The sequence below is a fragment of the Pseudomonas saponiphila genome (assembly GCF_900105185.1).
Lineage (GTDB): Bacteria > Pseudomonadota > Gammaproteobacteria > Pseudomonadales > Pseudomonadaceae > Aquipseudomonas > Aquipseudomonas saponiphila.
This window is the reverse complement of the sequence record NZ_FNTJ01000002.1, coordinates 1,316,471-1,341,832: the sequence shown is the minus strand read 5'-3', so window position 1 is coordinate 1,341,832 and position 25,362 is coordinate 1,316,471. Positions and strand designations below refer to the sequence as shown.

Sequence of the window (25,362 nt, the reverse complement as noted above, 5' to 3'; positions counted from 1 at the left end):
CCATGAGCACTCCAACTTCCTCAGTAGCAGTCGATCAAAGCCTGCTCTACCCGTCCGTGTACAAAGAATTCTGGCAGCACTTCTCCCGCAACAAGGGCGCGGTGGCCGGCCTGCTGTTCATGTTGCTGATCGTCTTCTGCGCGCTGTTCGCCCCCTGGGTGGCGCCGCACAACCCCAGCGAGCAATACCGCGACTTCCTGCTGACCCCACCGGCCTGGCTCGAAGGCGGGCAGATGCAATTCTTGCTGGGCACCGATGAACTGGGCCGCGATCTGCTGTCGCGCCTGATCCAGGGCTCGCGCCTGTCGCTGCTGATCGGCCTGTCGTCGGTGGTGATGTCGCTGATCCCGGGGATCCTCCTGGGGCTGTTCGCCGGGTTCTTCCCGCGTTTGCTGGGCCCAACCATCATGCGCCTGATGGACATCATGCTGGCCCTGCCCTCGCTGCTGCTGGCCGTGGCGATTGTCGCCATCCTCGGCCCGGGCCTGATCAACACCGTGATCGCCATTGCCGTGGTGTCCCTGCCCTCCTATGTGCGCCTGACCCGCGCCGCGGTGATGGGCGAGATCAACCGCGACTACGTGACTGCCGCGCGCCTGGCCGGTGCCGGCCTGCCGCGCCTGATGTTCATCACCGTGCTGCCCAACTGCATGGCGCCGCTGATCGTCCAGGCCACCCTGAGCTTCTCCTCGGCGATCCTCGACGCCGCCGCCCTGGGCTTCCTCGGCCTCGGCGTGCAACCGCCGACTCCGGAGTGGGGCACCATGCTGGCCTCGGCTCGCGACTACATCGAACGCGCCTGGTGGGTAGTGAGCCTGCCGGGCCTGACCATTTTGCTCAGCGTGCTGGCAATCAACCTGATGGGCGACGGCCTGCGCGATGCGCTGGACCCGAAACTCAAGAACGCCGCCTGAGGAGATTCCCATGTCATTGCTCGAAATCAAGAATCTCAATGTCCGTTTTGGCGACGCCAAGGCAGTACCGGTGGTCGACGGCCTCGACCTCAAGGTCGACAAGGGCGAAGTACTGGCCATCGTTGGCGAGTCCGGCTCCGGCAAATCGGTGACCATGATGGCCCTGATGGGCCTGATCGAGCACCCCGGCATCGTCACCGCCGATGCCTTGAGCTTCGACGGTCGCGACATGCTCAAGCTCAGCGCCCGCCAGCGCCGGCAGATAGTCGGCAAGGACCTGGCCATGGTCTTCCAGGACCCGATGACCGCGCTGAACCCCAGCTACACCGTGGGCTTCCAGATCGAGGAAGTGCTGCGCCTGCACCTGAAGATGTCCGCCAAGGCCGCGCGCAAGCGTGCGATCGAACTACTGGAAAAAGTCGAGATTCCCGGCGCCGCCAGCCGCATGGACGCCTACCCGCACCAGCTGTCCGGCGGCATGAGCCAGCGGGTGGCGATCGCCATGGCGATTGCCGGCGAACCCAAGCTGCTGATTGCCGACGAACCCACCACCGCCCTGGACGTGACCATCCAGGCGCAGATCATGGACCTGCTGCTCAACCTGCAACAAGAGCAGAACATGGGCCTGGTACTGATCACCCACGACCTGGCCGTGGTGGCCGAAACCGCCCAGCGTGTCTGTGTGATGTACGCCGGGCAAGCCGTGGAAGTCGGCCAGGTGCCGCAACTGTTCGACATCCCCGCCCACCCCTACAGCGAAGCGCTGCTGGCGGCGATTCCCGAGCACAGCCTGGGCGCCACTCGCCTGTCGACCCTGCCGGGCATCGTCCCCGGACGCTACGACCGGCCCCAAGGCTGCCTCTTGTCGCCACGCTGCCCCTACGCCCAGGACAACTGCCGCCAGCAGCGTCCAAGCCTTGATCCGCAAGCCGCCAGCCTGGTGCGCTGCTTCTACCCGCTGAATCAGGAGGTGGCGTAATGGCCGTCGTTCTTACCGCCCGCGACCTGACCCGTCACTACGAAGTGTCCCGAGGCCTGTTCAAGGGCCATGCCACCGTGCGCGCCCTCAATGGTGTGTCCTTTGAGCTGGAAGCCGGCAAGACCCTGGCCGTGGTCGGCGAGTCCGGCTGCGGCAAGTCCACCCTGGCCCGGGCCCTGACCCTGATCGAAGAGCCGTCTTCCGGCTCGCTGAAAATCGCCGGCCAGGAAGTCGCCGGCGCCGACAAGGCCCAGCGCAAGCAACTGCGCAAAGACGTGCAGATGGTGTTCCAGAGCCCTTATGCCTCGCTCAACCCGCGGCAGAAGATCGGCGACCAACTGGCCGAGCCGCTGTTGATCAACACCAAGCTGTCGGCCGCCGAACGCCGGGAGAAAGTCCAGGCGATGATGAAACAGGTGGGCCTGCGCCCCGAGCACTACCAGCGCTACCCGCACATGTTCTCCGGCGGCCAGCGTCAGCGCATCGCCCTGGCCCGGGCGATGATGCTGCAACCCAAGGTGCTGGTGGCGGACGAACCGACCTCGGCCCTGGACGTGTCGATCCAGGCCCAGGTACTGAACCTGTTCATGGACCTGCAACAGGAGTTCAACACCGCCTACGTATTCATCTCCCACAACCTGGCAGTGGTGCGTCACGTCGCCGACCAGGTGCTGGTGATGTACCTCGGCCGCCCCGTGGAAATGGGCCCCAAGGAGGATATCTACACGAGGCCGCTGCACCCCTACACCCAGGCGCTGCTGTCGGCGACCCCGACCATTCATCCGGACCCGGACAAGCCGAAGATCAAGATCGTCGGTGAATTGCCCAACCCGCTGAACCCGCCGCCCGGCTGCGCCTTCCACAAACGCTGCCCCTACGCCACCGAGCTTTGCAGCACCCAAGAGCCGGCCCTGCGCCCGCTGGACAACCGGCAAGTGGCTTGCCACTACGCCGAGCAATTCGTGCTGTAGCGGCCATGAAAAAGGCGCTCCCGAATATCTCCGAGAGCGCCTGAACCTTGTTCGACCCGCCCCTGGCGACGGATTGCGCATCAGTCCGTCGCTGGGGGTTTCTTTTAACCCTGGCTGTCGCCTTCACCGTCATCGGTGGTCTGGTCGTCATCGCCGGAACTGCCACCCTGGCCTTGATCGCCCGGCTCCGAGTCGGACTTGGCAAGCATCTGCACCGGTGCGCTATGGCTCGACTGATAGCCCGGCTCTTTCACCTGCATCAGGTTGTGGGCCCAGGCCGCCGAGGTTCCGAGCGACAGCATCACCAGCACTTTGATCAACAGCACAACGCGTTGGACAATTCTCATGGTCGATTCCATCCCTTCATAGGTGAATCTTCGAAGGCTGCGAGCCCTGCCTTACAGTGACCACAGCACTGTCTGAAACCTAGTCGCGATCCCCCGGCTTTTCCAGACACCCCGCTATCGATAGCCGAGCCGTCCAAGCCCTTCCGACTAACGGCGCGCCCTGAAATACACCACCCCCCGTAGGAGCCGGCTTGCCGGCGAAGAGGCCCGCAAGCCATGCACCACAGCGTCTGCCGCCTTCGCTGGCAAGCCAGCTCCTACGGGGCGGCAGCGGGCCAATCCTGCGCGCAACAAAAAGCCCCGCTGTCTGCACAGCGGGGCTTGGGGACTTGCCGGCGAACTTTAGTGGTGTTCGCGGGTGGCGCGGAATTTCACGTCCGGCCAGCGCTCTTCCATCAGCGCCAGGTTGACCCGGGTCGGCGCCAGGTAGGTCAGGTGACCACCGCCGTCCAGGGCTAGGTTTTCCACCGCCTTGTTGGAAAACTCCTCCAGCTTCTTCTTGTCGTCGCAGCTGATCCAACGAGCCGACCACACGGTGATCGGTTCGTAGGCGCATTCGACCTTGTATTCTTCCTTCAGGCGGCTGGCCACCACATCGAACTGCAGCACACCGACGGCGCCGAGAATGATGTCGTTGCTGCGCTCGGGGAAGAACACCTGGGTAGCACCCTCTTCGGCCAGCTGTTGCAGGCCCTGGCGCAACTGCTTGGACTTGAGCGGGTCCTTCAGGCGCACGCGGCGGAACAGCTCCGGGGCGAAGTGCGGGATACCAGTGAAACCCAGGGCCTCGCCTTCGGTGAAGGTGTCGCCGATCTGGATGGTGCCGTGGTTGTGCAGACCGATGATGTCGCCGGCGTAGGCTTCTTCCAGTTGCTCACGCTCGGAAGAGAAGAAGGTCAGGGCGTCGCCGATGCGCACGTCCTTGCCGGTGCGCACGTGGCGCATCTTCATGCCCTTCTCGTACTTGCCCGAGCAGATGCGCATGAAGGCAATACGGTCGCGGTGCTTGGGGTCCATGTTCGCCTGGATCTTGAACACGAAACCGCTGAACTTTTCTTCCTGGGGCGCCACGCTGCGCTCGTTGGCTGCACGGGGCAGCGGCAACGGCGCCCAGTCCACCACGGCGTCAAGCACGTGATCGACCCCGAAGTTGCCCAGGGCGGTACCGAAGAACACCGGGGTCAGCTGACCGTCGAGGAACTCCTGCTGGTTGAACTCGTGGCAGGCGCCCTGCACCAGTTCCAGCTGCTCGATGAAACGCTCGTACTCGTCACCCAGGTGGGCACGGGCTTCATCGGAATCGAGCTTCTCGATGATCTTGGTTTCGGTGCGTTCATGACCGTGGCCGGGGGTGTAGACAATGATGTAGTCGCCCGCCAGGTGGTACACGCCCTTGAAGTCGCGGTAGCAGCCAATCGGCCAGGTGATCGGCGCGGCCTTGATCTTCAGCACCGCTTCGATTTCATCCAGCAGCTCGATCGGGTCGCGAATGTCGCGGTCGAGTTTGTTGATGAAGCTGACGATGGGCGTGTCGCGCAGGCGGCAGACGTCCATCAGGGCGATGGTCCGGGGCTCAACGCCCTTACCGCCGTCGAGCACCATCAATGCCGAGTCCACCGCGGTCAGGGTGCGGTAGGTGTCTTCCGAGAAGTCTTCGTGGCCCGGGGTGTCCAGCAGGTTGATCATGTGATCGCGATAGGGGAACTGCATGACCGACGTGGTGATGGAGATACCCCGCTGCTTCTCCATTTCCATCCAGTCGGAAGTGGCATGGCGGTCGGACTTACGCGATTTGACCGTACCCGCCACCGCAATGGCCTTGCCCATCAGCAACAGCTTCTCGGTGATGGTGGTCTTACCCGCATCCGGGTGGGATATAATGGCGAAAGTGCGGCGTTTCGCGACTTCGGCGGCCTGTTGGGTCATGGGAAATCGCCTGGCGGTGATCAAAAAAGGGCGCAGATTATAGCCCAGACAAAGCCTTGCGGGCCACCGCTGCCCCCGTCGCCGACGCCACCGCGCGGCAGATGAACGGTGGCTATATGCTGCCAATTATGGAACCTTTTAAAACCCGGAGACGTCCACTCCCCTGTCACGCACTGTCGTCAGGGGCTGAAATATCAGCAAGTTAGCTTGACGAAGCTGCGCTCATGGCTCGTTCACCCGCTGCTTTGCCGGCGCTCGACGAGCTGCTTTTCGCGCGCACTGTCCCGGCAGCCAGGAATGGCCCTGCCACACGGGAAAGTGCCCGCCGACCGACAAAAGGAGTCCGCCTGTGGCTATTCGCTATGGCAAAGGGCTGATAGGAGGGGTTGCGGTGATCGCCCTCCTGGCCCTGCTGGTCCACTGGATCGGCATCACGACGATCGAACACTACCGCGACGATCTACTGTTCTACCTGCAAGCTCATCTGTTCCTGGTCCTGGCGTCCATGCTCGCCGCACTGCTAGTGGGTATCCCCGCCGGCATCCTCCTCAGCCGCCCGAGCATGGTCGGACGCGCCGAACGCTTCATGCAAGTGTTCAACATCGGTAACACCGTCCCCCCTCTGGCCGTCCTGGCCATCGCCCTGGGGATTTTCGGCATCGGCAGCGGCCCGGCCATCTTCGCTCTGTTCCTCGCCTCCCTGCTGCCCATCGTGCGCAACACCTACGAAGGCCTGAAAAACGTCCAGGGTTCCCTCAAGGAAGCTGCGGTCGGCATCGGCATGACCCCGCGCCAGGTGCTGTGGAAAGTCGAATTGCCCAATGCCGTGCCGATCATCATCGGTGGCGTGCGGGTAGCCCTGGCGATCAACGTCGGCACCGCGCCCCTGGCCTTCCTGATCGGCGCCAACAGCCTGGGCAGCCTGATCTTCCCCGGCATCGCCCTGAACAATCAGCCGCAATTGCTGCTCGGCGCCGCCTGTACCGCGCTGCTGGCCTTGCTCCTCGACGGTCTGGTCACCCTGGCCAGCCGCCTCTGGCTGGAACGTGGTCTGCGCCCGTCCTAAGTCCGTAAGCGCCAAGGAATGAACATGAAAAAAACAAGCCTGATACTCGGCTGCCTCCTGCTTTTCGCCGGGTGGGTGCAAGCCGCGGAAAAACCACTGATCCGCATCGGTGCCCGGGTCTTCACCGAACAGACCCTGCTGGCGGAAATCACCTCCCAATACCTGCGCAGCAAGGGTTACGACACCCGCGTCACCGGTGGCCTGGGCAGCAACCTGGCCCGCAGCGCCCAGGAAAGCGGGCAACTGGACCTGATCTGGGAATACACCGGGGTGTCGCTGGTGGCCTACAACCACATCGACGAGAAACTCGACAGCCAGCAGTCCTACGCCCGAGTCAAAGAGCTCGACGCAAAAAAAGGCCTGGTCTGGTTGGCGCCGTCCAAGTTCAGCAACACCTACGCCCTGGCCCTGCCGCAGAACGTGGCCAAGGCCCACCCCGAGATCAACAGCATCAGCGACCTGACCCGAGCCCTGGCCGCAGACTCCAGGGAAAACCGCCTGGTGGCCCTGGACACCGAGTTCGCCAACCGCTCCGACGGCCTGGCCGGCATGGTCAAGCTGTACGACATGAACCTGACCCGCCAGAACACCCGGCAGATGGATGCCGGCCTGGTCTACACCGCCCTGCGCAACGGCCAGGTGTTTGCCGGCCTGGTCTATACCACCGACGGTCGGCTCAACGCCTTCAAGCTCAAGCTGCTGGAGGACGACAAGCACTACTTCCCGGACTACACCGCAGCCCCCGTGGTGCGCCAGGCATACCTCGACGCCCACCCGCAACTGGCCGCAGACCTCAAGCCGCTGGCGGCGCTGTTCGATGACGAAACCATGCGCCAGCTGAATGCACGGGTCGACGTCGATCACGAAAGCCCCGCCGCCGTGGCTGCAGATTTCCTGCGCCAGCATCCGCTCAACCACTGATAGAGAGGAGAAGACATGGAATTCTTGAACGCCTTTTCCCATCTCGATTGGGCCCAGGTCCTGCACCTGACCTGGCAGCACATCACCCTGGTGGGCATCGCCGTGACCCTGGCCATAGTCATCGGCGTGCCCCTGGGCATCCTGATGACCCGCTTCCCGACCCTGGCCGGCCCGTTGCAGGCCAGCGCCACCGTGCTGCTGACCATTCCGTCCATCGCCCTGTTCGGCCTGCTGCTGCCGTTCTACTGCGGATTTCGGAGCACCGTGACCGGCCGTTTCGGTTGATCGTGACCGGTCATTTCGCTAACGCGTGACCGCTCATTTCGGTAGCAACGTGACCGATTTTCCGCCTGTTCCGAAACAGGTGGTCACGGCTTACCGAAATCGCCGGTCACGACTTAGCGAAAGCCTTCCCCTTCGTTGCGCATGACCTGATGCGCCGCCATCCTCGACCGATTTCGGGAGAGGAAGATGGCGGCGCCGCGAGTAGCCATGCGAAACATCAAAGAATGTCTGCGCCTCAAGTTTGAGGCCGGCTTGTCCCACGAGAAGATTGCCCGTGCCTTGCAGCTGTCCAAGGGCGTGGTTAGCAAGTACATCGCGGCGGCGCGGGTGGCCGGGCTGGACTGGCCGGCGCTGGTGGCCATGGACGAGGCCGCGCTGGCGGCCGCCTTGTTTGCACCGACGTCGACGAACAAGCCGCGCGGTGAGCGAGTGCTGCCCGATGTGCTGAGCATCCACCGCGAGTTGCGACGCAAGGGCGTGACCTTGCAGCTGCTGTGGGAGGAATATCTCGCCGCGCATGCGGGCCAGCCGACCTACCGCTACACCCAGTTCGTCGAGCACTACCGGCGCTACGCCCAGACGCTCAAACGTTCGATGCGTCAGCTGCACCGTGCGGGCGAGAAGCTATTCATCGACTATGCCGGGCCGACGCTGCCGGTGGTCGACCCGGCCACCGGCGAAGTGCGCCGGGCGCACATCTTCGTCGCCGCCCTGGGCGCCTCGAATTACACCTATGCCTGCGCGACGCCAGGCGAAACCCAGGTGGACTGGCTGACCTCGCTGGGCCAGGCTCTGACCTACTTTGGCGGCGTGCCGGAAATGGTTGTGCCGGACAATCCGCGCGCCCTGGTCGCCCAGCCGGATCGCTACGAGCCGGGCCTGAACCGGGCCACGCTGGAGTGCGCGCGTCATTACCAGACGGTGATCCTGCCGGCACGGCCACGCAAGCCTCAGGACAAGGCCAAGGCCGAGGTGGCGGTGCAGGTGGTCGAGCGCTGGATCATGGCGCGGCTGCGCCATCGGCAGTTCTTCAGCCTGCATGCGCTTAACCAGGCCATCGCCGAGCTGCTGGAGGATCTGAATCGGCGCCCGTTCAAGCGGCTCGATGGCTGCCGGCGCGACTGGTTCGAGCGCCTGGATCGCCCGGCCTTGCGAGCGCTGCCGGTGCATCCCTACGAGGTCGCCACCTTCAAGCGCTGCAAGGTCAGCATCGACTACCACATCGAGGTCAATGGCAGCTTCTACAGCGTGCCCTCCGCCCTGGCCCGGCAGAACGTGGACGTGCGACTGACGGCACACACCCTGGAAGTGCTGCATGGCAACCGGCGGGTGGCCAGCCACCTGCTGCTGGGGCGACGCGGCGCTTACAGTACCCAGCGCGAGCACATGCCCGCGGCGCACCAGGCGCATCGCGAATGGACGCCACAACGCCTGCTCGACTGGGGCGCGCGGATCGGCCCCTACACGCGCCAACTGATCGATCACCAACTGACCCACAAGCCGCACCCGGAGATGGGCTACCGCGCCTGCCTCGGCCTGCTCTCGCTGGCCCGGCGCTATGGCAATGCACGCCTGGAAGCCGCTGCCGAACGTGCCGTACACCTGCGCGCCTTCACCGGGCGCAGCGTGCGCAACCTGCTCCAGCAAGGCCTGGATCAACAGCCGCTGCCCCAGCGTGCCGCCGAAACGACCTTACCCGGCGACCACGAGAACGTCCGTGGCGCCGACTACTACCAACCCCCGCAACAGGAGCTGTTCGATGATGCCGCAACACACCCTGAATCAACTGCACCAGCTACGCCTGGACGGCATGGCCCGCGCCCTGGAAGAGCAATGGACGCTGCCGGCCAGCCACAGCCTGAGCTTCGATGAACGCCTCGGCCTACTGCTCGACCGCGAACTGGCCTGGCGTGACAACCAGCGCCTGGTACGGCTGCGCAAGAAGGCCAAGCTCAAGTACGCCAACGCCTGCCTGGAAGATCTCGACCGCCGCACCGGACGCGCCCTGGACGAGCGTCTGATCGCCACCCTGGCCAGTGGCGACTGGATCCGCCAGCAGCACAACCTGCTGCTGACCGGCCCGACCGGTGCCGGCAAAACCTGGCTGGCCTGCGCCCTGGGCAACCAGGCCTGCCGCCAGGGCTATAGCACCCTGTACCTGCGCACCCCGCGCCTGCTGGAACAACTGCGCATCGCTCATGGCGACGGCAGCTTCGGCCGTACCCTGCAACAGCTGGCAAAGGTCGACGTCCTGGTGCTGGACGACTGGGCGCTAGCCCCGCTGGAGGAAGGAGCCCGGCATGACCTGCTGGAGGTGATCGACGACCGCGCTGGCAGCCGCTCCACCATCCTGACGAGCCAACTGCCCATCGAGCACTGGCACGGCTGGATCAACGACCCGACCCTGGCCGATGCCATCCTCGACCGCCTGGTGCACAACGCCTACCGACTGACGATGAAAGGCGAGTCGCTGCGCCGAAAAAAAGCCGAGGAACAAGCCGCATCGTGACCGATGCGATTACAATCCAGAACCCGCGCAACCGGGGTGGAAGCACCGGTCACGTATTAGCGAAACGCTCGGTCACGTTCACCGAAATCCGCATTCTACTCCAAGTTCGGCCAGGGCCTGGGACCGCTGCCGGCCATCACCGCGGTGTTCCTCTATTCCCTGCTGCCGATCATGCGCAACACCTACCTGGCGCTGACCGGTGTCGAGCCGGGTATCCGCGAAGCCGCCCGCGGCATCGGCATGACCTTCGGCCAGCGCCTGCGCATGGTCGAGCTGCCGATCGCGGTGCCCGTGATCCTCGCCGGGGTGCGCACCGCCGTGGTGATGAACATCGGCGTCATGACCATCGCCGCCACCATCGGCGCCGGCGGCCTGGGCGTACTCATTCTTGCTTCCATCAGCCGCAGCGACATGTCGATGCTGATTGTCGGCGCGGTGCTGGTCAGTCTCCTGGCCATCTTCGCCGACCTGCTTCTGCAATGGCTGCAACGCTCGCTGACTCCAAAAGGACTCCAGAAATGATCGAACTTCAAAACCTGACCAAGACCTTCCAAAGCAACGGCAAGACCATCACCGCCGTTGACTCCGTAAGCCTGACCGTCAATGAAGGCGAGATCTGCGTGTTCCTCGGGCCATCTGGCTGCGGCAAAAGCACCACGCTGAAAATGATCAACCGCCTGATCATGCCCACCTCGGGCAAGGTGCTGATCAATGGCGAAGACACCACCGATCTGGATGAAGTGACCCTGCGCCGCAACATCGGCTACGTGATCCAGCAGATCGGCCTGTTCCCCAACATGACCATCGAGGAAAACATCGTGGTGGTCCCCAAGCTGCTGGGCTGGGACAAGCAGCAATGCCACGACCGCGCCCGCGAGCTGATGAGCATGATCAAGCTCGAACCCAAGCAGTACCTGCACCGCTATCCGCGGGAGCTGTCCGGCGGCCAGCAGCAGCGTATCGGGGTGATCCGCGCCCTGGCGGCGGACGCCCCGCTGCTGCTGATGGACGAGCCCTTCGGCGCGGTGGACCCGATCAACCGCGAGATGATCCAGAACGAGTTCTTCGAGATGCAGCGGGCGCTGAACAAGACCGTGATCATGGTCAGCCACGACATCGACGAAGCCATCAAGCTGGGGGACAAGATCGCCATCTTCCGCGCCGGCAAGCTGCTACAGATCGACCACCCGGACACCCTGCTGGCGCACCCGGCAGACGATTTCGTCAGCAACTTCGTCGGCCAGGACAGCACCCTCAAGCGCCTGTTGCTGGTGAAGGCCGAAGACGCGGCGGACAACGCCCCGTCGGTGAGCCCGGAAACCCCGGTGGCCGAAGCCCTGGACCTGATGGACGAACACGACCGCCGCCATGTGGTGGTGACCTGCGCCGAGAACAAGGCCCTGGGCTATGTACGTCGTCGCGACCTGTACCGTCAGACCGGCACCTGCGCCCAGTTCCTGCGCGAGTTCAACGCCACGGCCGCCTACGACGAACACCTGCGGATCCTGCTGTCGCGCATGTACGAGTTCAACCGTTCGTGGCTGCCGGTGCTGGATGCCGAACGGGTATTCCTGGGCGAGGTGACACAAGAATCGATTGCCGCTTACCTGAGTTCGGGTCGCTCGCGCGGGGCCAAGACCAGCATCGTTTCCCCGGCGGAGACGGCGCCTGCCTGACAGGTTCAGCCCTCCCCCGTAGGAGCGGGCTTGCCCGCGAAAACGCCCGCCAGAACTGCACAAGATTCAAGGGCGTCTTCGCCGGCAAGCCGGCTCCTACAGAGGGCGGCAAGAAATATGAACACTCGGCCCTGTCGCAACCTCTTCAAGGAGGGGCCGTAATGGTCAAAAAAGCCCTCTGACGAAGCGTTTCGCAGGCAACATCGCCGATGTTGATGCCTTCGTTGTTTACCGCGATCAAGCAGGCAAAGGCGGCGAACGTGCAGGTATTTTTAACACTGGCCAATTCTTCGGGAACATCTGCCCGTCATCTGTGTCGGCTACAAAGAGAGGTGTCGTTAACGCACGTCAGACAAGTGCAAAAACGCGACATTTTTTGTTGATCTCAGGCCCCTCACCGCCTAAAGTTCGCGCCGAACGTCCATGCTGGAAACGATCCATCCGGCTCAAGTACTGACGACGAGACAGCAAGGCCAAGGGCAGATAGCCCATGGCCTTTTTGCTTTCGGCGACATGCCTTGGGAAGTAGGCGAACCAAAGTGGGGATACGGAGGACGTTCACAAGGCTGCGCCTCACGGCACAGCCTTACACCCATTGATTAGCAACGTTTGCCATCAGGAGCTCCCAACGCATGTCGATTAACGTCGAAGACTATTTTGCGCGCGACACCTTTCAGAAAATGAAGGCGTTCGCCGACAAGCAAGAAACCCCATTCGTGGTCATCGACACCCAGATGATCGCCCAGGCCTACGATGACCTGCGCGCCGGTTTCGAATTCGCCAAGGTCTACTACGCGGTCAAGGCCAACCCGGCCGTCGAGATCATCGACCTGCTGCACGAAAAAGGCTCCAGCTTCGACATCGCCTCGATCTACGAGCTGGACAAAGTGCTGAGCCGCGGCGTCAACCCGGCCAACATCAGCTACGGCAACACCATCAAGAAGTCCAAGGACATCCGCTACTTCTATGAGAAGGGCGTGCGTCTGTATGCCACCGACTCCGAAGCCGACCTGCGCAACATCGCCAAGGCCGCCCCGGGCTCGAAAGTCTACGTGCGCATCCTCACCGAAGGTTCCACCACCGCCGACTGGCCGCTGTCGCGCAAATTCGGCTGCCAGACCGACATGGCCATGGACCTGCTGATCCTCGCCCGCGACCTGGGCCTGGTGCCTTATGGCGTGTCCTTCCACGTCGGTTCGCAACAGCGCGACATCAGCGTCTGGGACGCGGCGATCGCCAAGGTCAAGGTGATCTTCGAACGCCTGAAGGAAGAAGACGGCATCGAACTCAAGCTGATCAACATGGGCGGCGGCTTCCCGGCCAACTACATCACCCGCACCAACAGCCTGGAAACCTACGCCGAGGAGATCATCCGCTTCCTCAAGGAAGACTTCGGCGACGACCTGCCGGAAATCATCCTGGAGCCGGGCCGTTCGCTGATCGCCAACGCCGGCATCCTGGTCAGCGAAGTGGTGCTGGTGGCACGCAAATCCCGCACCGCCGTGGAGCGCTGGGTCTACACCGACGTGGGCAAATTCTCCGGCCTGATCGAAACCATGGACGAGTCGATCAAGTTCCCGATCTGGACCGAGAAGAAAGGTGAAGTGGAAGAAGTGGTGATCGCCGGCCCGACCTGCGACAGCGCCGACATCATGTACGAAAACTACAAGTACGGCCTGCCGCTGAACCTGGCCATCGGCGACCGCCTGTACTGGCTGTCCACCGGCGCCTACACCACCAGCTACAGCGCGGTGGAATTCAACGGCTTCCCGCCGCTGAAGGCCTTCTACGTTTAACGGCAGTGCCTAGCTGCTAGCGGCAAGCGGCAAGAAAAAGCCCATGACCTGTCATGGGCTTTTCTGTATCCGAATACACATCCGCCCGTAGGAGCGAGCTTGCTCGCGAAATGCAGACGCCCCATTGCCTGGGTCTGAGCCCTTCGCCGGCAAGCCAGCTCCTACAGGTCACGGTGCATCGTCCAGCTCCACCGCACGCCGCTGATAGGCCAGGGCCAGTTCGCGAATCCTTGGGTGCGTGGCATTGAGCAAGGCGGCGCAAGCCACTCGCAGGAAATTCAGATTGCCGCCCGCCAGGGCCTGTTTCAGCCAATCCACCGCTTCGTCGATCCGCCCGGCATCGGCCAGTACCGCGGCATAGCTGAACTGCCCACGGAAATCTCCGCCCTCGGCTGAACGCCGATACCAGTCCCGCGCGGCTTCGGGGTCGGCCGGGCACACCAGCCCTTCTTCCAGGTAACGCCCCAGCAGGTTCATCGATTTGGCATGGCCAAGGTCCGCCGCGCGGCGGTAGCAGGCCAGGGCCAAGGCATGGTTCTGCACCACGCCACGGCCGGTGGCCAACAGGTTGGCGTAGTTGTACAGGCCCCAATCCAGCCCCGCTTCGGCGGCCAATCGATAGTGCCCGGCAGCGCGGGCGGCATCCGCCGGGCAGCCCCAGCCGTGTTCATGGCAGCGCCCAAGCATGTTGCGGGCCATCAGGTGACCGCCTTGGGCGGCGATCTCGAACCAGCGCAAGGCCAGGGCCTGGTCCTGCTGGATGCCATGGCCGTCGAGGAGGATCTGCCCCAGCAGCGCCTGGGCTTCCACCAGGCCCTCGCCAGCGGCCACCAGGATCGCCTGGGCCGCGCGGGCCGGGCTCTGCTGGAGCATGGCGCTTAGTTGCGCGCCATCGAGGACTTCCTTGCGGCGAAGTTGAACAGTCACCGCCTACACCTCGACCCAACGCCGCAACAGGTTGTGATAAGTGCCGGTCAGGCGGATCAGCGAAGGATGGTCGGGCACATCCCGGGTCAGTTCCTGGATCGCTCCGTCCATCTCGAACAGCAAGGCGCGCTGGCTGTCCTCGCGCACCAGGCTCTGGGTCCAGAAGAACGAGGCGTAGCGGGCGCCGCGGGTCACCGGGTTGACCTTGTGCAGGCTGGTGCCGGGGTACAGCACCAGATCCCCCGCCGGCAGCTTGACCCGCTGCAGGCCATAGGTGTCCTGAATCTCCAGCTCGCCGCCGTCATAGTCCTCGGGGTCGCTGAAGAACAGGGTCGACGACAGATCGGTGCGCACCCGCTCCGGGCTGCCCTTGGGCTGACGCACGGCGTTGTCGATATGGAAGTCGAAACTGCCGCCGGCGGTGTAGCAGTTGATCAGCGGCGGGAACACCTTGTGCGGCAGGGCGGCGGACATGAACAGCGGGTTCTGCCACAAGCGTTCGAGCATCGCCGCACCGATTTCCTGAGCCAGCGGGTGGCCCTCGGGCAACTGCAGGTTGTGCTTGGCCTTGGCCGACTGGTAACCGGCGGTGATCTTGCCATCCGCCCAGTCCGCCTGTTCCAGGGCTTCACGGATGCGCCCCACTTCATCACGGGTGAACACGCCGGGGATGTGCAGCAACATGGCCAGATACCTGAGCAGCGAAAAGGTCGCCAATGATATTGATTCTTATTGACTGTGTAAAACCCGATGACGAATGAGCGCGAAAAAACCGTAAGGATAAATTGTAAAGATTGTAAATTCATTGCGAATAGTAACGTTTCGCAATTGATAACGATTGTTTCTTTCCCCTATATTCCGCGACCTCAAATCCTTGGGGAGGGGAACCACCATGTCACGCCAACAACCACCATCCGCTGTCAGCTCACCGCGCCTGCTGGCCTCCGCCATTGGCGTAGCGCTCAGCGCCGGCTCTGCGGGCCATATGGTCCAGGCTGCTGAAGACACCCAGCAAAAGACCGCGGGCAAGGCCATTGCCCTGGATGCCACCAGCATTAGCGGTGAGGCCCAGGACAACACCTCCTACCAGGTCGAAAAAGCGTCCTCGCAGAAATACACCGCCCCGCTGGTGGATACACCGCGTTCGGTCACGGTGGTTCCTCAGCAAGTCCTCAAGGACACCGCTGCCACCTCCCTGCAAGATGCGCTGCGCACAGTACCCGGCATCACCTTTGGTGCCGGTGAAGGTGGCAACCCTCAAGGTGACCGTCCGTTCATTCGTGGTTTCGACGCCCAGGGCGATACCTATCTAGACGGTGTGCGTGACACTGGCGGCCAGAGCCGTGAGATCTTCGACATCGAAACCATTGAAGTGAGCAAAGGCCCGAACTCCGCCTTCGGTGGGCGTGGCTCGGCCGGTGGCAGCCTGAACCTGACCAGCAAGATGCCCAAGCAGCAAGACTTCCTCAATGGCGGTTTCACCTACGGTTCCGACCAGACCCGACGCTACACCCTGGACGTCAACCGGCAGTTCCTCGAGGGTGCCGCGTTCCGTCTGAACCTGATGAGCCACGAACAGAATGTGGCAGGCCGCGACGCCGTCAATTACGACCGTTGGGGCGTGGCCCCCTCGCTGACCTTCGGCCTGGGCACCCCGACCCGGGTCAACGTCAGCTACTACCACATGGAAAGCGATGACCTGCCGGATTCGGGCATTCCCTATGGCTACAGCTCAAAAGCCCCCAAGGCCGCGCACATCCACGACAAACCCACCGATGGCGGCGATAGCAGCAACTTCTACGGCCTGAAGGACCGTGACTTCCGCAAGACCCGTGCGGACATCAGCACCTTCTCCATCGAACACGACCTGAATGACAACATGACGCTGAAAAATACCCTGCGTCATGGCAGCACCGGCCAGGACTACATCCTCACCCAACCGGACGACAGCCAACACAACGTCAACCAGTTCGGCACCGTATGGCGCCGGGCCAACTCGCGAGTCTCCACAACCGAGACCACCACCAACCAGACCGATCTGTTTGGCGAGTTCCAGGCGCTGGGTTTCAAGCACAGCTACTCCACCGGGCTTGAGTTCACCGGGGAAGAAACCCGGGTCAGCAGCTACACCGTCACGCCTAACAGCAACCCGACCTGCACCCCGAACAAGGTCGGCAACAGCGGTGGCAGTTGCACCTCCCTGGGCAATCCGAACCCGGATGATGCCTGGACCGGCAGCGTTGCCCGCAACTACTACGGCACCAACACCAAGGCCACCAGCCGCGCCGCCTACGTCTTCGACACCATCGAGCTGGACCCGCAATGGCTGTTGAACCTGGGCCTGCGCTACGACACTTTCGACACCGTGGCCAACACCAACGCCGCCACGGGCCGCACCAAGCTCAAGAACGACAGCCAGTTCTGGAACTGGCAGGCCGGCCTGGTCTGGAAGCCGATGGAAAACGGCAGCGTCTATGCCTCCTACGCCACCTCGGCCACCCCGCCCGGCGCCCTGGTGGGTGAAGGCGCAGAGGGCAACCCCCTGGCCGCCGGCGCCAGCACCAGCGATCTGCAGCCTGAAGAAACGGTCAACTACGAGCTGGGCACCAAGTGGAACGTGCTCAACGACCGCCTGTCCCTCACCGCGGCGGTATTTCGCACCGAGAAGAAAAACACCCGGGTCCTGGTCGACGCACTGACCTACCAGAACGCCGGTGAATCCCGCGTCGATGGCCTGGAACTGGGCGCCAGCGGCAAGATCACCGACAAGTGGCAAGTCTTCGCTGGCTACAGCTACCTCAAGAGCGAACTGGTGGACCCAGGCTTGACCGGTCGCAACGGGGTGATCACCGCCGGTGCCGCCTCGGCCAAAGGCAATGAAATGCCCAACACGCCGAAGAACAGTTTCAGCCTGTGGAGCACCTACGCCATCACCCCGAAATTCACCGTTGGTGGCGGTGCGTTCTATGTCGACGAGGTCTACGGCGACACTGGCAACACCGTGTACGTACCGTCCTACACCCGCTACGACGCCATGGCCAGCTACAAGCTGACCAAGAACGTCGACCTGCAGTTGAACGTGCAGAACCTGACCGACAAGACCTACTACGACAAGGCCTACTCGGCGCACTTCGCCAACCAGGCCGCCGGCCGTACCGCGCTGATGAGTGCCAACTTCCACTTCTGATCCCGCACAACACCCACCTGTGGCCCCGGCCACGGGCGCAAAAGCCCCACGCATTCGAGTGCCTGGGGCTTTTGCGTGTAAAAACGAATGCTTCTCGACAACGCACGGCATAATGCGCGCCGTGTTTTCTCTCTCTGGACGAACAAGGCGAGTGACGTGTTGAAGAAAACCCTGTTCCAGCTGCACTGGTTCTTCGGCATCAGCGCGGGGCTGGTCCTGGCCCTGATGGGCATCACCGGGGCGACAGTGTCGTTCCAGGACGAGATCCTGCGCGCCCTCAATCCTTCGGCGCTGCAAGTCGACCCGCTCCCGGCCGGGGTGCTGCCGCCCGCCGAACTGGTGGACAAAATCCAGGCCGCCGCAGGCAAGAACGTGTCCATGCTGTGGGTGGAAACCGACAGCGACAACGCTGCGCGGGTATTCTTCACCCCGCCGCCGGGGGAGCGTCGCGGCCAGATGCGCTACTTCGATCCCTACACCGGCGAGCTCCTGGGTGACGCGGTCGGCCAGGACTTCTTCGGCTTCATGCTGCAACTGCACCGCTTCCTGGCCATCGGCGACACCGGCCGGCAGATCACCGGTGCCTGCACCCTGATCCTGATCTTCTTCTGCCTGTCCGGGCTGTACCTGCGTTGGCCGCGCCAGGTTGGCAACTGGCGGGTATGGCTGACCCTGGACTGGGCCAAGAAAGGCCGCGGCTTCAACTGGGACCTGCACGCGGTGTTCGGCACCTGGTGCCTGCTGTTCTACCTGCTGTTCGCCCTCACCGGCCTGTACTGGTCCTACGACTGGTATCGGGAAGGCCTGACCAAGCTGCTCTCCGACTCGCCACACAGTGAACGCCAGCGCGGTGGGCGCGGTGGCCCGCCGCCCAAGGGTCCGGCCCCGGTGGCGGACTACAACGCCTTGTGGAGCAGCATCTACAGCGCCGCCGGCAAGGACCTCAGCGCCTACAACATCCGCATGCCGCCGGTGGCCGGGCAGCCAGCGACGGTGTTCTACCTGCTCAAAGGTTCGCCCCACGATCGCGCCCTGAACCAGCTGACCCTGGACCCCGTCACCGGGGTTATCAGCCGTCATGAGCGCTATGCCGAGCAGAGCCTCAAGGCGCAACTGCTCACCAGCGTCTACGCCCTGCACGTGGGCAGCTACTTCGGCCTGATCGGGCGCATCGTCCTGACCCTGGCCTCACTGAGCATGCCGCTGTTCTTCATCACCGGCTGGCTGCTGTACCTGGATCGCCGGCGCAAGAAGCGCCAGATCAAGGACGCACGCCAGGGCCTGGAAAGTGCCGCCAACGACGGTTCGGCGTGGCTGATCGGCTTCGCCAGCCAGAGCGGTTTTGCCGAACAACTGGCCTGGCAGACCGCCGGGCAACTGCACAGCGCGGGGATCGCCGCCCGCGTCCTGCCCCTGGGCAACTTCGGTGAACAGGACTTGCGTGGTGCCCAGCGTGCGCTGTTCGTGGTCAGCACCTTTGGCGACGGCGAAGCCCCGGACAGTGCCCGCGGCTTCGAGCGCAAACTGCTGGGCCGCGAGCTGTCGCTGCCGAGCCTGGAATACGCCGTGCTCGGCCTGGGCGACCGCCAGTACCCGCACTTCTGCGGTTTTGCCCGGCGCCTGCACGACTGGCTGGCGAACCAGGGCGCCAGCACCCTGTTCGCCCCCATCGAAGTGGACAGCGGCGACAGCTACGCCCTGCGTCATTGGCAGCAGCAACTGGGGCAACTCACCGGCCATGCACCGGTGGACCTGTGGCAGGCCCCGGCCTTCGACAACTGGACCTTGACCAGCCGCCGCCTGCTCAACCCCGAGAGCAGCGGCTCCGGGGTCTACCTGCTGCAACTGCAGGCCCCTAGCGCCAGCGGCTGGCTGGCCGGGGATCTGGTGGAAGTGATGCCGCGCAACAGCCGTGGCGCGGTGGCGGATTTCCTCGCGGGCCTGGGCCTTTCCGGCAGCACCCCGGTGCAACTGGATGGCCTGCAGGAAAGCCTCGAACAGGCCCTGGGCAGCCGCCAGCTCCCGGAAAACCGCGCTCATTTGATCGGCCTGCACGCCCAGGCCCTGGTGGACGCCCTGGTGCCCTTGAACATGCGCGAATACTCCATCGCCTCGATTGCCGCCGATGGTTGCCTGGAGTTGCTGGTACGTCAGGAATGCCACCCTGACGGCAGCCTGGGCATTGGTTCCGGCTGGCTCACCGAACATGTCGCGGTGGGTTCGAGCATCAGCCTGCGGGTGCGGCGCAACAGCGGCTTCCACCTGCCGGCCGAACCTCGCCCACTGATTCTGCTGGGCAACGGCACCGGGTTAGCGGGCCTGCGCAGCTTGCTCAAGGCACGCATCGCCGACGGCCAGCAACGCAACTGGCTGATCTTTGGCGAGCGCAACGCCGAGCATGATTTCTACTTCAAGGACGAACTGCAGGAATGGCGCACCCGTGGCGACCTGAGCCGCCTGGACCTGGCCTTCTCGCGGGATCAGGCCGAGAAGGTCTACGTCCAGGATCGCCTGCGCCAAGCGGCCGACGAACTGAAGAAATGGCTGGCCGATGGCGCCGCGATCTACATCTGCGGCAGCTTGCAGGGCATGGCTTCGGGGGTAGACCAGGTGCTCGACGAGGTGCTGGGCGCCGACCAGGTCGAACGCCTGATCGAACAGGGACGCTACCGCCGCGACGTTTACTGAGCCGAACGCTTCGCCGGCAAGCCGGCTCCTACCCCGACCGTGCGTCCCCCCACCTCCGTAGGAGCTGGCTTGCCAGCGAAAGCGCCCGCCCGGATAGCGCAAGGCTCAAGGGCCCATTCGCCGGCAAGCCGGCTCCTACACCGACCGCGCGTCCCCCCAACCTCCGTAGGAGCTGGCTTGCCAGCGAAAGCGCCCGCCCCGATAGCGCAAGGCTCAAGGGCCCGTTCGCCGGCAAGCCGGCTCCTACCCCGACCGCGCGGCCCCCCCACCTCCGTAGGAGCTGGCTTGCCAGCGAAAGCGCCCGCCCCGATAGCGCAAGGCTCAAGGGCCCATTCGCCGGCAAGCCGGCTCCTACGGGGCGTGGTGTGGTCGGGGAGGCTTACACCAGCTGCAGTTTTTGCTCGTACACCGCCAGGCCATCCAGGTCCCGCAGGATCACGCTCAACTCGGCGCTCTGCCCGTCGATCTGCACCTCGCCAAAGAATTGAAAGCCGGCAAAGGGCGAGGTGTTCTGCGCGGGTGGCGCCTTCTGAAATACCACTTCCGGGCCGAAGGTCTTGTCCAGCACATTGGGCCCGAAACTCCCGGCATTCAGGGGGCCGGCGACAAACTCCCAGAACGGCTCGAAATCCTGGAACGCCGCGCGATCCGGGTGGTAATGGTGGGCCGCGCAGTAATGCACATCCGCCGTCAGCCACACATGGTTGCGCACCTGATGCTTGCGCAGGTGCGCCAGCAATTCGGCAATCTCCAGCTCACGCCCCTGGGCCGGTCCTGGGTCGCCGTTGGCAATCGCTTCCCAGCGCGCCACTCCCGGGCTGACCTCGCCATCCGGCACACCCAGGCCAATCGGCATGTCCGCTGCCACCACTTTCCACTGGGCCAGGGAATCCTTGAGTTCACGCTTGAGCCAGTCCAACTGCTCACAGCCCAGGAAGGGCTTCTCACCCCCGAGGTTGTCATCGTTGGCGCCGCGATAACTGCGCATGTCCAGCACGAACACATCCAGCAAAGGTCCATAACTGAGCTTGCGGTAAATCCGCCCACCACCATCGGCGCTCTGCCGGCGCATCGGCGCATACTCCAGCCACGCCTGACGCGCGCGGCCCACCAGGGTCTGGATGTCCTTGACCACATAGCGCTCGTCCAACTGCTTGCCGGGCGACCAGTTGTTGACCACCTCATGGTCGTCCCACTGCCAGATCTGCGGCACCTCGACATTGAAGCGCCGCAGGTTGTCGTCCATCAGGTTGTAGCGGTAATTGCCCCGATACTCGTCCAGGGTTTCGGCCACCTTGCTCTTGGCCTCGGTGGTGATATTGCGCCAGATACGCCCATCCTCCACGGTCAACTGCGCCGGCACCGGGCCGTCGGCGTAGATGGTGTCGCCGCTGTGGATAAAAAAGTCCGGCAGGCGCAGGCGCATGGCCTCATAGATACGCATGCCGCCAATGTCCGGGTTGATGCCGAAGCCCTGGCCCACCGTGTCGCCGCTCCAGACAAAGCGGATGTCCCGGCGTTGCGACGGCGCACTGCGCAAATGGCCGAACCACGGCTCACTGGCCGCACCGGATTGCGCGTCCTCGAACCTCACCCGATAGAAGATCGCCTGATCGGCCGGCAACCCGGTCAACTCCACCCGCGCCGTGAAATCCGTGCGCGCATCGGCCAGGGGCGAGATGAAACGCCGAGGGTTACTGAACATGCTTCGCGTGTCCCACTCCACCACCATCCGCGCCGGGCGATCGGTGCGGCTCCAGATCATCGCCTTGTCCCCCAGCAGATCCCCGGACTGCACCCCATCGGTGAGCTGCGGCCGATCCTTGACCGATGCAATCACCGCCGGTGCCAGACTCGGCAGCAACAGCCCCGCCCCGGCGATTTGCATGATCCGACGACGGCCGAGGTTGAACTCGCTCATGGTGACTCCCTGACAATGGTCAAAAGGCAACCTTAGTCAGGGGGGATGAAGGGGGTGTGACAGCACAGTGGCGAGGGAGCTTGCTCCCGCTCGGCTGCGCAGCGGCCGTAACTCCTGAATGCAGGAAATGCCTGACAGACGGCGGTGGCTGGCCATGGGCGCGCTGCGCACGCCAGCGGGAGCAAGCTCCCTCGCCACAACAAGCGGCTAGCTACGCGCTCAACCGGGAGCGTGGCGATTGCCATCAAGCAAGGCATCGACCACGCCACGGGCCATTTCCACCGAATGCACCAGGGACCAGATCAGGCCACGCTCGACGCCGCTGGCCTGCTCGGTGATCTCGTCGGACACCTCTTCGGCCGCCTTGAGCAGCATGGACACGTGGAGCAAGGCTTCTTCGGCGCTGATGCCGGGGCGGACGGTGAAGGGCGAGTCGGTGCCCGCAGGACCCGCAGCGGTGGGGTGGAGAGCCGCGATCAACGAGCCGTTTATGCGGGTGTTGGCCAGTGCATGGCGAATGACTTCGTTGGCCAGATCGTGGTCGGGATTACGACGGGAAGAAGGATGGAAAACAGGTGGATCGGGGACGATCTTTTTCATGGTGTAGCTCCTTGGGGTGGAGCCACCACCTGACGCTGCTAAACGTAAGGTGGCAGCTGTACGCGGGTTAGCAGACCGGTCCAAGGAATCCGGCGCACCCAAGGGCGCCCCACGCACAGCCGCCATGACAGAACTCGGCAGGCCAAAAGCCAACCGGGACAGGGGCAATACTTGCGTGTCTTGGAATCAGGCTGCTAAACCCGATCACTGAACATTCAGTGACACCCCGAGCCTAGTGAGCCGAGTACCCAGCCGCAAGCGCCAAGGAGTGTCTCGGAAACGCCTTACAAAAGAAAGAGACTTGGCCGACGGTGGCCGCTGGAGAAAGCCGCAATAAGCCCTGGGCGCAGCCTGCAATAGCAGGTGCGCCGAGGTTGAGCGGCGAGGAAAAAGGCCGAGCCCGGCTTGAGGATGTCTTCGCCAGCCAGAACGGTGCAAGGCTTGCGGGCCTATTCGCCGGCAAGCCGGCTCCTACGGAACTGCGGTGGCGCGCCCTTCTCTGTAGGAGCTGGCTTGCCAGCGAAGGCGTCGGCCGGAACGGCGCAAGGCTCAAGGGCCCATTCGCCGGCAAGCCGGCTCCTACGGAACTGCGGTGGCGCACCCTTCTCCGTGGGAGCTGGCTTGCCAGCGAAGGCGTCGGCCGGAACGGCGCAAGGCTCAAGGGCCCATTCGCCGGCAAGCCGGCTCCTCCGGAACTGCGGTGGCGCACCCTTCTCCGTGGGAGCTGGCTTGCCAGCGAAGGCGTCGGCCGGAACGGCGCAAGGCTCAAGGGCCCATTCGCCGGCAAGCCGGCTCCTACGGAACTGCGGTGGCGCGCCCTTCTCCGTAGGAGCTGGCTTGCCAGCGAAGGCGTCGGCCGGAACGGCGCGAGGCTCAAGGGCCTATTCGCCGGCAAGCCGGCTCCTACGAAGAGGCGGGTTGCAGGGCCAGCTCCACCGCCTCGGGCCGTTTCACCACCGCATACACCAGCGCAGTGAGCAGGCTGCCCGCGACAATCGCCAGCAGGTACAGCAGCGCATGGTTGATGGCATTCGGGATCAGCATGACGAACAGGCCACCGTGGGGCGCCATCAGCTTGCAGCCGAAGTACATCGACAAAGCCCCGGTCAGGGCGCCGCCGGCAATGCTCGCCGGAATCACCCGCAACGGGTCCTTGGCGGCGAACGGAATCGCCCCCTCGGAGATAAAGCACAACCCCAGCACCAACGCCGCCTTGCCGGCCTCACGTTCGGTCTGGGCAAACTTGCGCCGGGCGATGAAGGTGGCAATGCCTAAGCCAATCGGCGGCACCATGCCCGCGGCCATGGTCGCGGCCATCGGTGCATAACTCTGGGACGCCAGCAGCCCTACCGAGAACGCGTAGGCCGCCTTGTTGATCGGCCCACCCAGGTCGACGCACATCATCGCGCCCAGCAATACCCCCAGCAGAATGGCGTTGGTGGTGCCCATGCTGTCGAGGAAATGGGTCAGGGCTTCGAGCATGCCCGCCACCGGTTTGCCCACCACGTAGATCATCACCAGCCCGGTGAACAGGCTGGCCAGCAGCGGGATGATCAGGATCGGTTTCAGCGCCTCCAGGCTTTGTGGCAAGCGCGCATATTTGTTGATCGCCTTGGCCGCATAACCGGCAAGGAAGCCGGCGACGATGCCGCCGATGAAGCCCGCGCCCAGGGTGCTGGCGAGCATGCCGCCGATCATCCCCGGCGCCAGCCCCGGTCGGTCGGCGATGGAGTAGGCGATGTATCCGGCCAGCAGCGGCACCATCAACTTGAAGGCGGTCTCGCCGCCGATCTGCATCAGGGCCGCGGCCAGGGTGCCTTGCTCCTTGAAGGCGGTGATGCCGAAGACGAAGGACAGGGCAATCATCAGGCCGCCCGCCACCACCATCGGCAGCATGAACGACACCCCGGTCAGCAGGTGTTTGTAGACCCCGGTCTTTTCCTGCTTGGCCGGTGCCTGGGCGCCGGGAGCGGCGGTCTCCAGCTGGCCTTCGGCCAGGGCCTTGTTCAGGGTCGCCTCGGCTTGTTTCAGGGCCACGCCGGTGCCGCAGCGGTAGATGCGCTTGCCGGCAAAACGCTCGGTGGCCACTTCGATGTCCGCCGCCAGCAGCACCACGTCGGCGGCGGCGATGGCTTCGGCGCTCAGCGGATTACGCGCGCCCACCGAGCCCTGGGTTTCCACTTGCAGGTCGTAGCCCAGGCGCTTGGCGGTCTGCTGCAAGGCCTCGGCGGCCATGAAGGTGTGCGCCACGCCGGTCGGGCACGCGGTGATCGCCACCAGGCGCGGCGCACGTTTGCCGGCCTCGATCAGCGGCTCGGCACTGGCTTGGGCGGCGACATGGATCTGGGCCTCTTCGGCGCCACGACGCAGCACGGCATCGACGTCCTGCAGGGCCTGGGACGGGGTGCTGCGGTACACCCGCTTGCCGACAAAACGCGACAGGTCCACAGGCCCGGTGCTGACCACCAGTACCCACTCGGCGGCTTCGATGGTAGTGGCCGAGAGTTGGCGTTCCGGGTGCGCGTCATCGTGCACTTCCACGCTGGTGCTCCAGCCCTGGCGCTGGGCCGCGGCGTCCAGCAGGCGGGCGCAGAGTACGCTGGTGACCATGCCGTTGGGGCAGGCGGTAATAATGGCTAACTTCATACG

19 protein-coding genes and 2 pseudogenes are annotated in these 25,362 nt (G+C 64.1%); 13 read left to right on the top strand and 8 right to left on the bottom strand.

Annotated features, from left to right (window positions below):
* Window positions 1-2: 2 nt before the first annotated feature.
* Genes BLV47_RS27925 through BLV47_RS27915 form a run of 3 tightly spaced genes read left to right on the top strand, consistent with a single transcriptional unit; the run spans window position 3 to window position 2,864 of the window.
* Complete coding sequence (locus BLV47_RS27925; protein WP_016968408.1) at window positions 3-914, top strand: ABC transporter permease subunit; 912 nt, start codon at window positions 3-5, stop codon at window positions 912-914.
* Window positions 915-924: 10 nt separating this feature from the next.
* Window positions 925-1,893 carry an ABC transporter ATP-binding protein gene (locus BLV47_RS27920; RefSeq protein ID WP_092319573.1) on the top strand — a complete coding sequence of 323 codons (969 nt, stop codon included), beginning with the start codon at window positions 925-927 and terminating at the stop codon, window positions 1,891-1,893.
* Window positions 1,893-2,864, top strand: a complete 972-nt coding sequence (locus tag BLV47_RS27915; protein WP_092319571.1) for a peptide ABC transporter ATP-binding protein — start codon at window positions 1,893-1,895, stop codon at window positions 2,862-2,864. Before BLV47_RS27920 ends, BLV47_RS27915 begins: the two co-directional genes overlap by 1 nt.
* 104 nt (window positions 2,865-2,968) lie before the next feature.
* Here BLV47_RS27915 and BLV47_RS27910 read toward each other — a convergent pair whose 3' ends face one another.
* Window positions 2,969-3,211, bottom strand: coding sequence for a hypothetical protein (locus tag BLV47_RS27910; protein WP_177431202.1), 243 nt, complete (start codon window positions 3,209-3,211; stop codon window positions 2,969-2,971).
* A 342-nt stretch (window positions 3,212-3,553) separates the two neighbouring features.
* Window positions 3,554-5,137 (bottom strand): peptide chain release factor 3, encoded by a 1,584-nt coding sequence (locus tag BLV47_RS27905; RefSeq protein ID WP_092319567.1) that lies wholly within the window; start codon window positions 5,135-5,137, stop codon window positions 3,554-3,556.
* A gap of 349 nt (window positions 5,138-5,486) precedes the next feature.
* Between BLV47_RS27905 and BLV47_RS27900 the strand changes: the two genes are divergently transcribed.
* The 7 genes and pseudogenes from BLV47_RS27900 (at window position 5,487) to BLV47_RS27870 (ending at window position 11,594) form a co-directional block, all read left to right on the top strand.
* On the top strand, window positions 5,487-6,203 hold the full coding sequence (locus BLV47_RS27900) for an ABC transporter permease (protein ID WP_092319565.1): 717 nt from the start codon (window positions 5,487-5,489) through the stop codon (window positions 6,201-6,203).
* 24 nt (window positions 6,204-6,227) lie between these two features.
* Window positions 6,228-7,124, top strand: coding sequence for a glycine betaine ABC transporter substrate-binding protein (locus BLV47_RS27895; RefSeq protein WP_092319563.1), 897 nt, complete (start codon window positions 6,228-6,230; stop codon window positions 7,122-7,124).
* A 15-nt stretch (window positions 7,125-7,139) separates the two neighbouring features.
* Window positions 7,140-7,379, top strand: a pseudogene (locus tag BLV47_RS27890) (choline ABC transporter permease); the annotation flags it as partial.
* A 216-nt stretch (window positions 7,380-7,595) separates the two neighbouring features.
* Complete coding sequence (istA, locus tag BLV47_RS27885; protein WP_062838241.1) at window positions 7,596-9,281, top strand: IS21 family transposase; 1,686 nt, start codon at window positions 7,596-7,598, stop codon at window positions 9,279-9,281.
* Window positions 9,169-9,918 (top strand): IS21-like element IS1474 family helper ATPase IstB, encoded by a 750-nt coding sequence (istB, locus tag BLV47_RS27880; protein ID WP_062838242.1) that lies wholly within the window; start codon window positions 9,169-9,171, stop codon window positions 9,916-9,918. The genes istA and istB overlap by 113 nt, the downstream gene beginning before the upstream one ends.
* A gap of 96 nt (window positions 9,919-10,014) precedes the next feature.
* Window positions 10,015-10,440, top strand: a pseudogene (locus tag BLV47_RS27875) (ABC transporter permease); the annotation flags it as partial.
* Window positions 10,437-11,594, top strand: coding sequence for an osmoprotectant ABC transporter ATP-binding protein OsmV (locus tag BLV47_RS27870; protein ID WP_092319561.1), 1,158 nt, complete (start codon window positions 10,437-10,439; stop codon window positions 11,592-11,594). The pseudogene BLV47_RS27875 and the gene BLV47_RS27870, both read left to right, overlap by 4 nt.
* Window positions 11,595-11,942: 348 nt before the next feature.
* Here BLV47_RS27870 and BLV47_RS36275 read toward each other — a convergent pair whose 3' ends face one another.
* A complete protein-coding gene (locus BLV47_RS36275) occupies window positions 11,943-12,086 on the bottom strand; it encodes a hypothetical protein (protein WP_167365718.1) in 144 nt (47 codons plus the stop codon).
* A gap of 140 nt (window positions 12,087-12,226) precedes the next feature.
* Between BLV47_RS36275 and BLV47_RS27865 the strand changes: the two genes are divergently transcribed.
* Window positions 12,227-13,390: a type III PLP-dependent enzyme gene (locus BLV47_RS27865; protein ID WP_092319559.1), complete on the top strand. Its 1,164-nt coding sequence runs from the start codon at window positions 12,227-12,229 to the stop codon at window positions 13,388-13,390.
* Between the two features lie 168 nt (window positions 13,391-13,558).
* Here the strand turns inward: BLV47_RS27865 and BLV47_RS27860 are convergent, their stop codons facing one another.
* Window positions 13,559-14,317 carry a tetratricopeptide repeat protein gene (locus BLV47_RS27860; RefSeq protein WP_092319556.1) on the bottom strand — a complete coding sequence of 253 codons (759 nt, stop codon included), beginning with the start codon at window positions 14,315-14,317 and terminating at the stop codon, window positions 13,559-13,561.
* Window positions 14,318-14,320: 3 nt separating this feature from the next.
* Entirely contained in the window at window positions 14,321-15,001 is a 681-nt protein-coding gene (locus BLV47_RS27855; RefSeq protein WP_016967196.1) for a Fe2+-dependent dioxygenase, read from the bottom strand.
* A 208-nt stretch (window positions 15,002-15,209) separates the two neighbouring features.
* Between BLV47_RS27855 and BLV47_RS27850 the strand changes: the two genes are divergently transcribed.
* Together BLV47_RS27850 and BLV47_RS27845 are read left to right on the top strand one after the other, a co-directional pair.
* Window positions 15,210-17,504: a TonB-dependent receptor gene (locus tag BLV47_RS27850; RefSeq protein WP_092319554.1), complete on the top strand. Its 2,295-nt coding sequence runs from the start codon at window positions 15,210-15,212 to the stop codon at window positions 17,502-17,504.
* Window positions 17,505-17,660: 156 nt separating this feature from the next.
* Window positions 17,661-20,192 carry a PepSY domain-containing protein gene (locus tag BLV47_RS27845; RefSeq protein ID WP_092319552.1) on the top strand — a complete coding sequence of 844 codons (2,532 nt, stop codon included), beginning with the start codon at window positions 17,661-17,663 and terminating at the stop codon, window positions 20,190-20,192.
* 379 nt (window positions 20,193-20,571) lie between these two features.
* Here BLV47_RS27845 and BLV47_RS27840 read toward each other — a convergent pair whose 3' ends face one another.
* The 3 genes from BLV47_RS27840 to BLV47_RS27830 form a co-directional block, all read right to left on the bottom strand.
* Complete coding sequence (locus BLV47_RS27840) at window positions 20,572-22,113, bottom strand: alkaline phosphatase D family protein (RefSeq protein WP_092319550.1); 1,542 nt, start codon at window positions 22,111-22,113, stop codon at window positions 20,572-20,574.
* 219 nt (window positions 22,114-22,332) lie between these two features.
* Window positions 22,333-22,713 (bottom strand): DUF6124 family protein, encoded by a 381-nt coding sequence (locus BLV47_RS27835; protein WP_092319548.1) that lies wholly within the window; start codon window positions 22,711-22,713, stop codon window positions 22,333-22,335.
* A gap of 903 nt (window positions 22,714-23,616) precedes the next feature.
* Window positions 23,617-25,359 (bottom strand): PTS fructose-like transporter subunit IIB, encoded by a 1,743-nt coding sequence (locus tag BLV47_RS27830; RefSeq protein ID WP_092319546.1) that lies wholly within the window; start codon window positions 25,357-25,359, stop codon window positions 23,617-23,619.
* Window positions 25,360-25,362 lie beyond the last annotated feature (3 nt).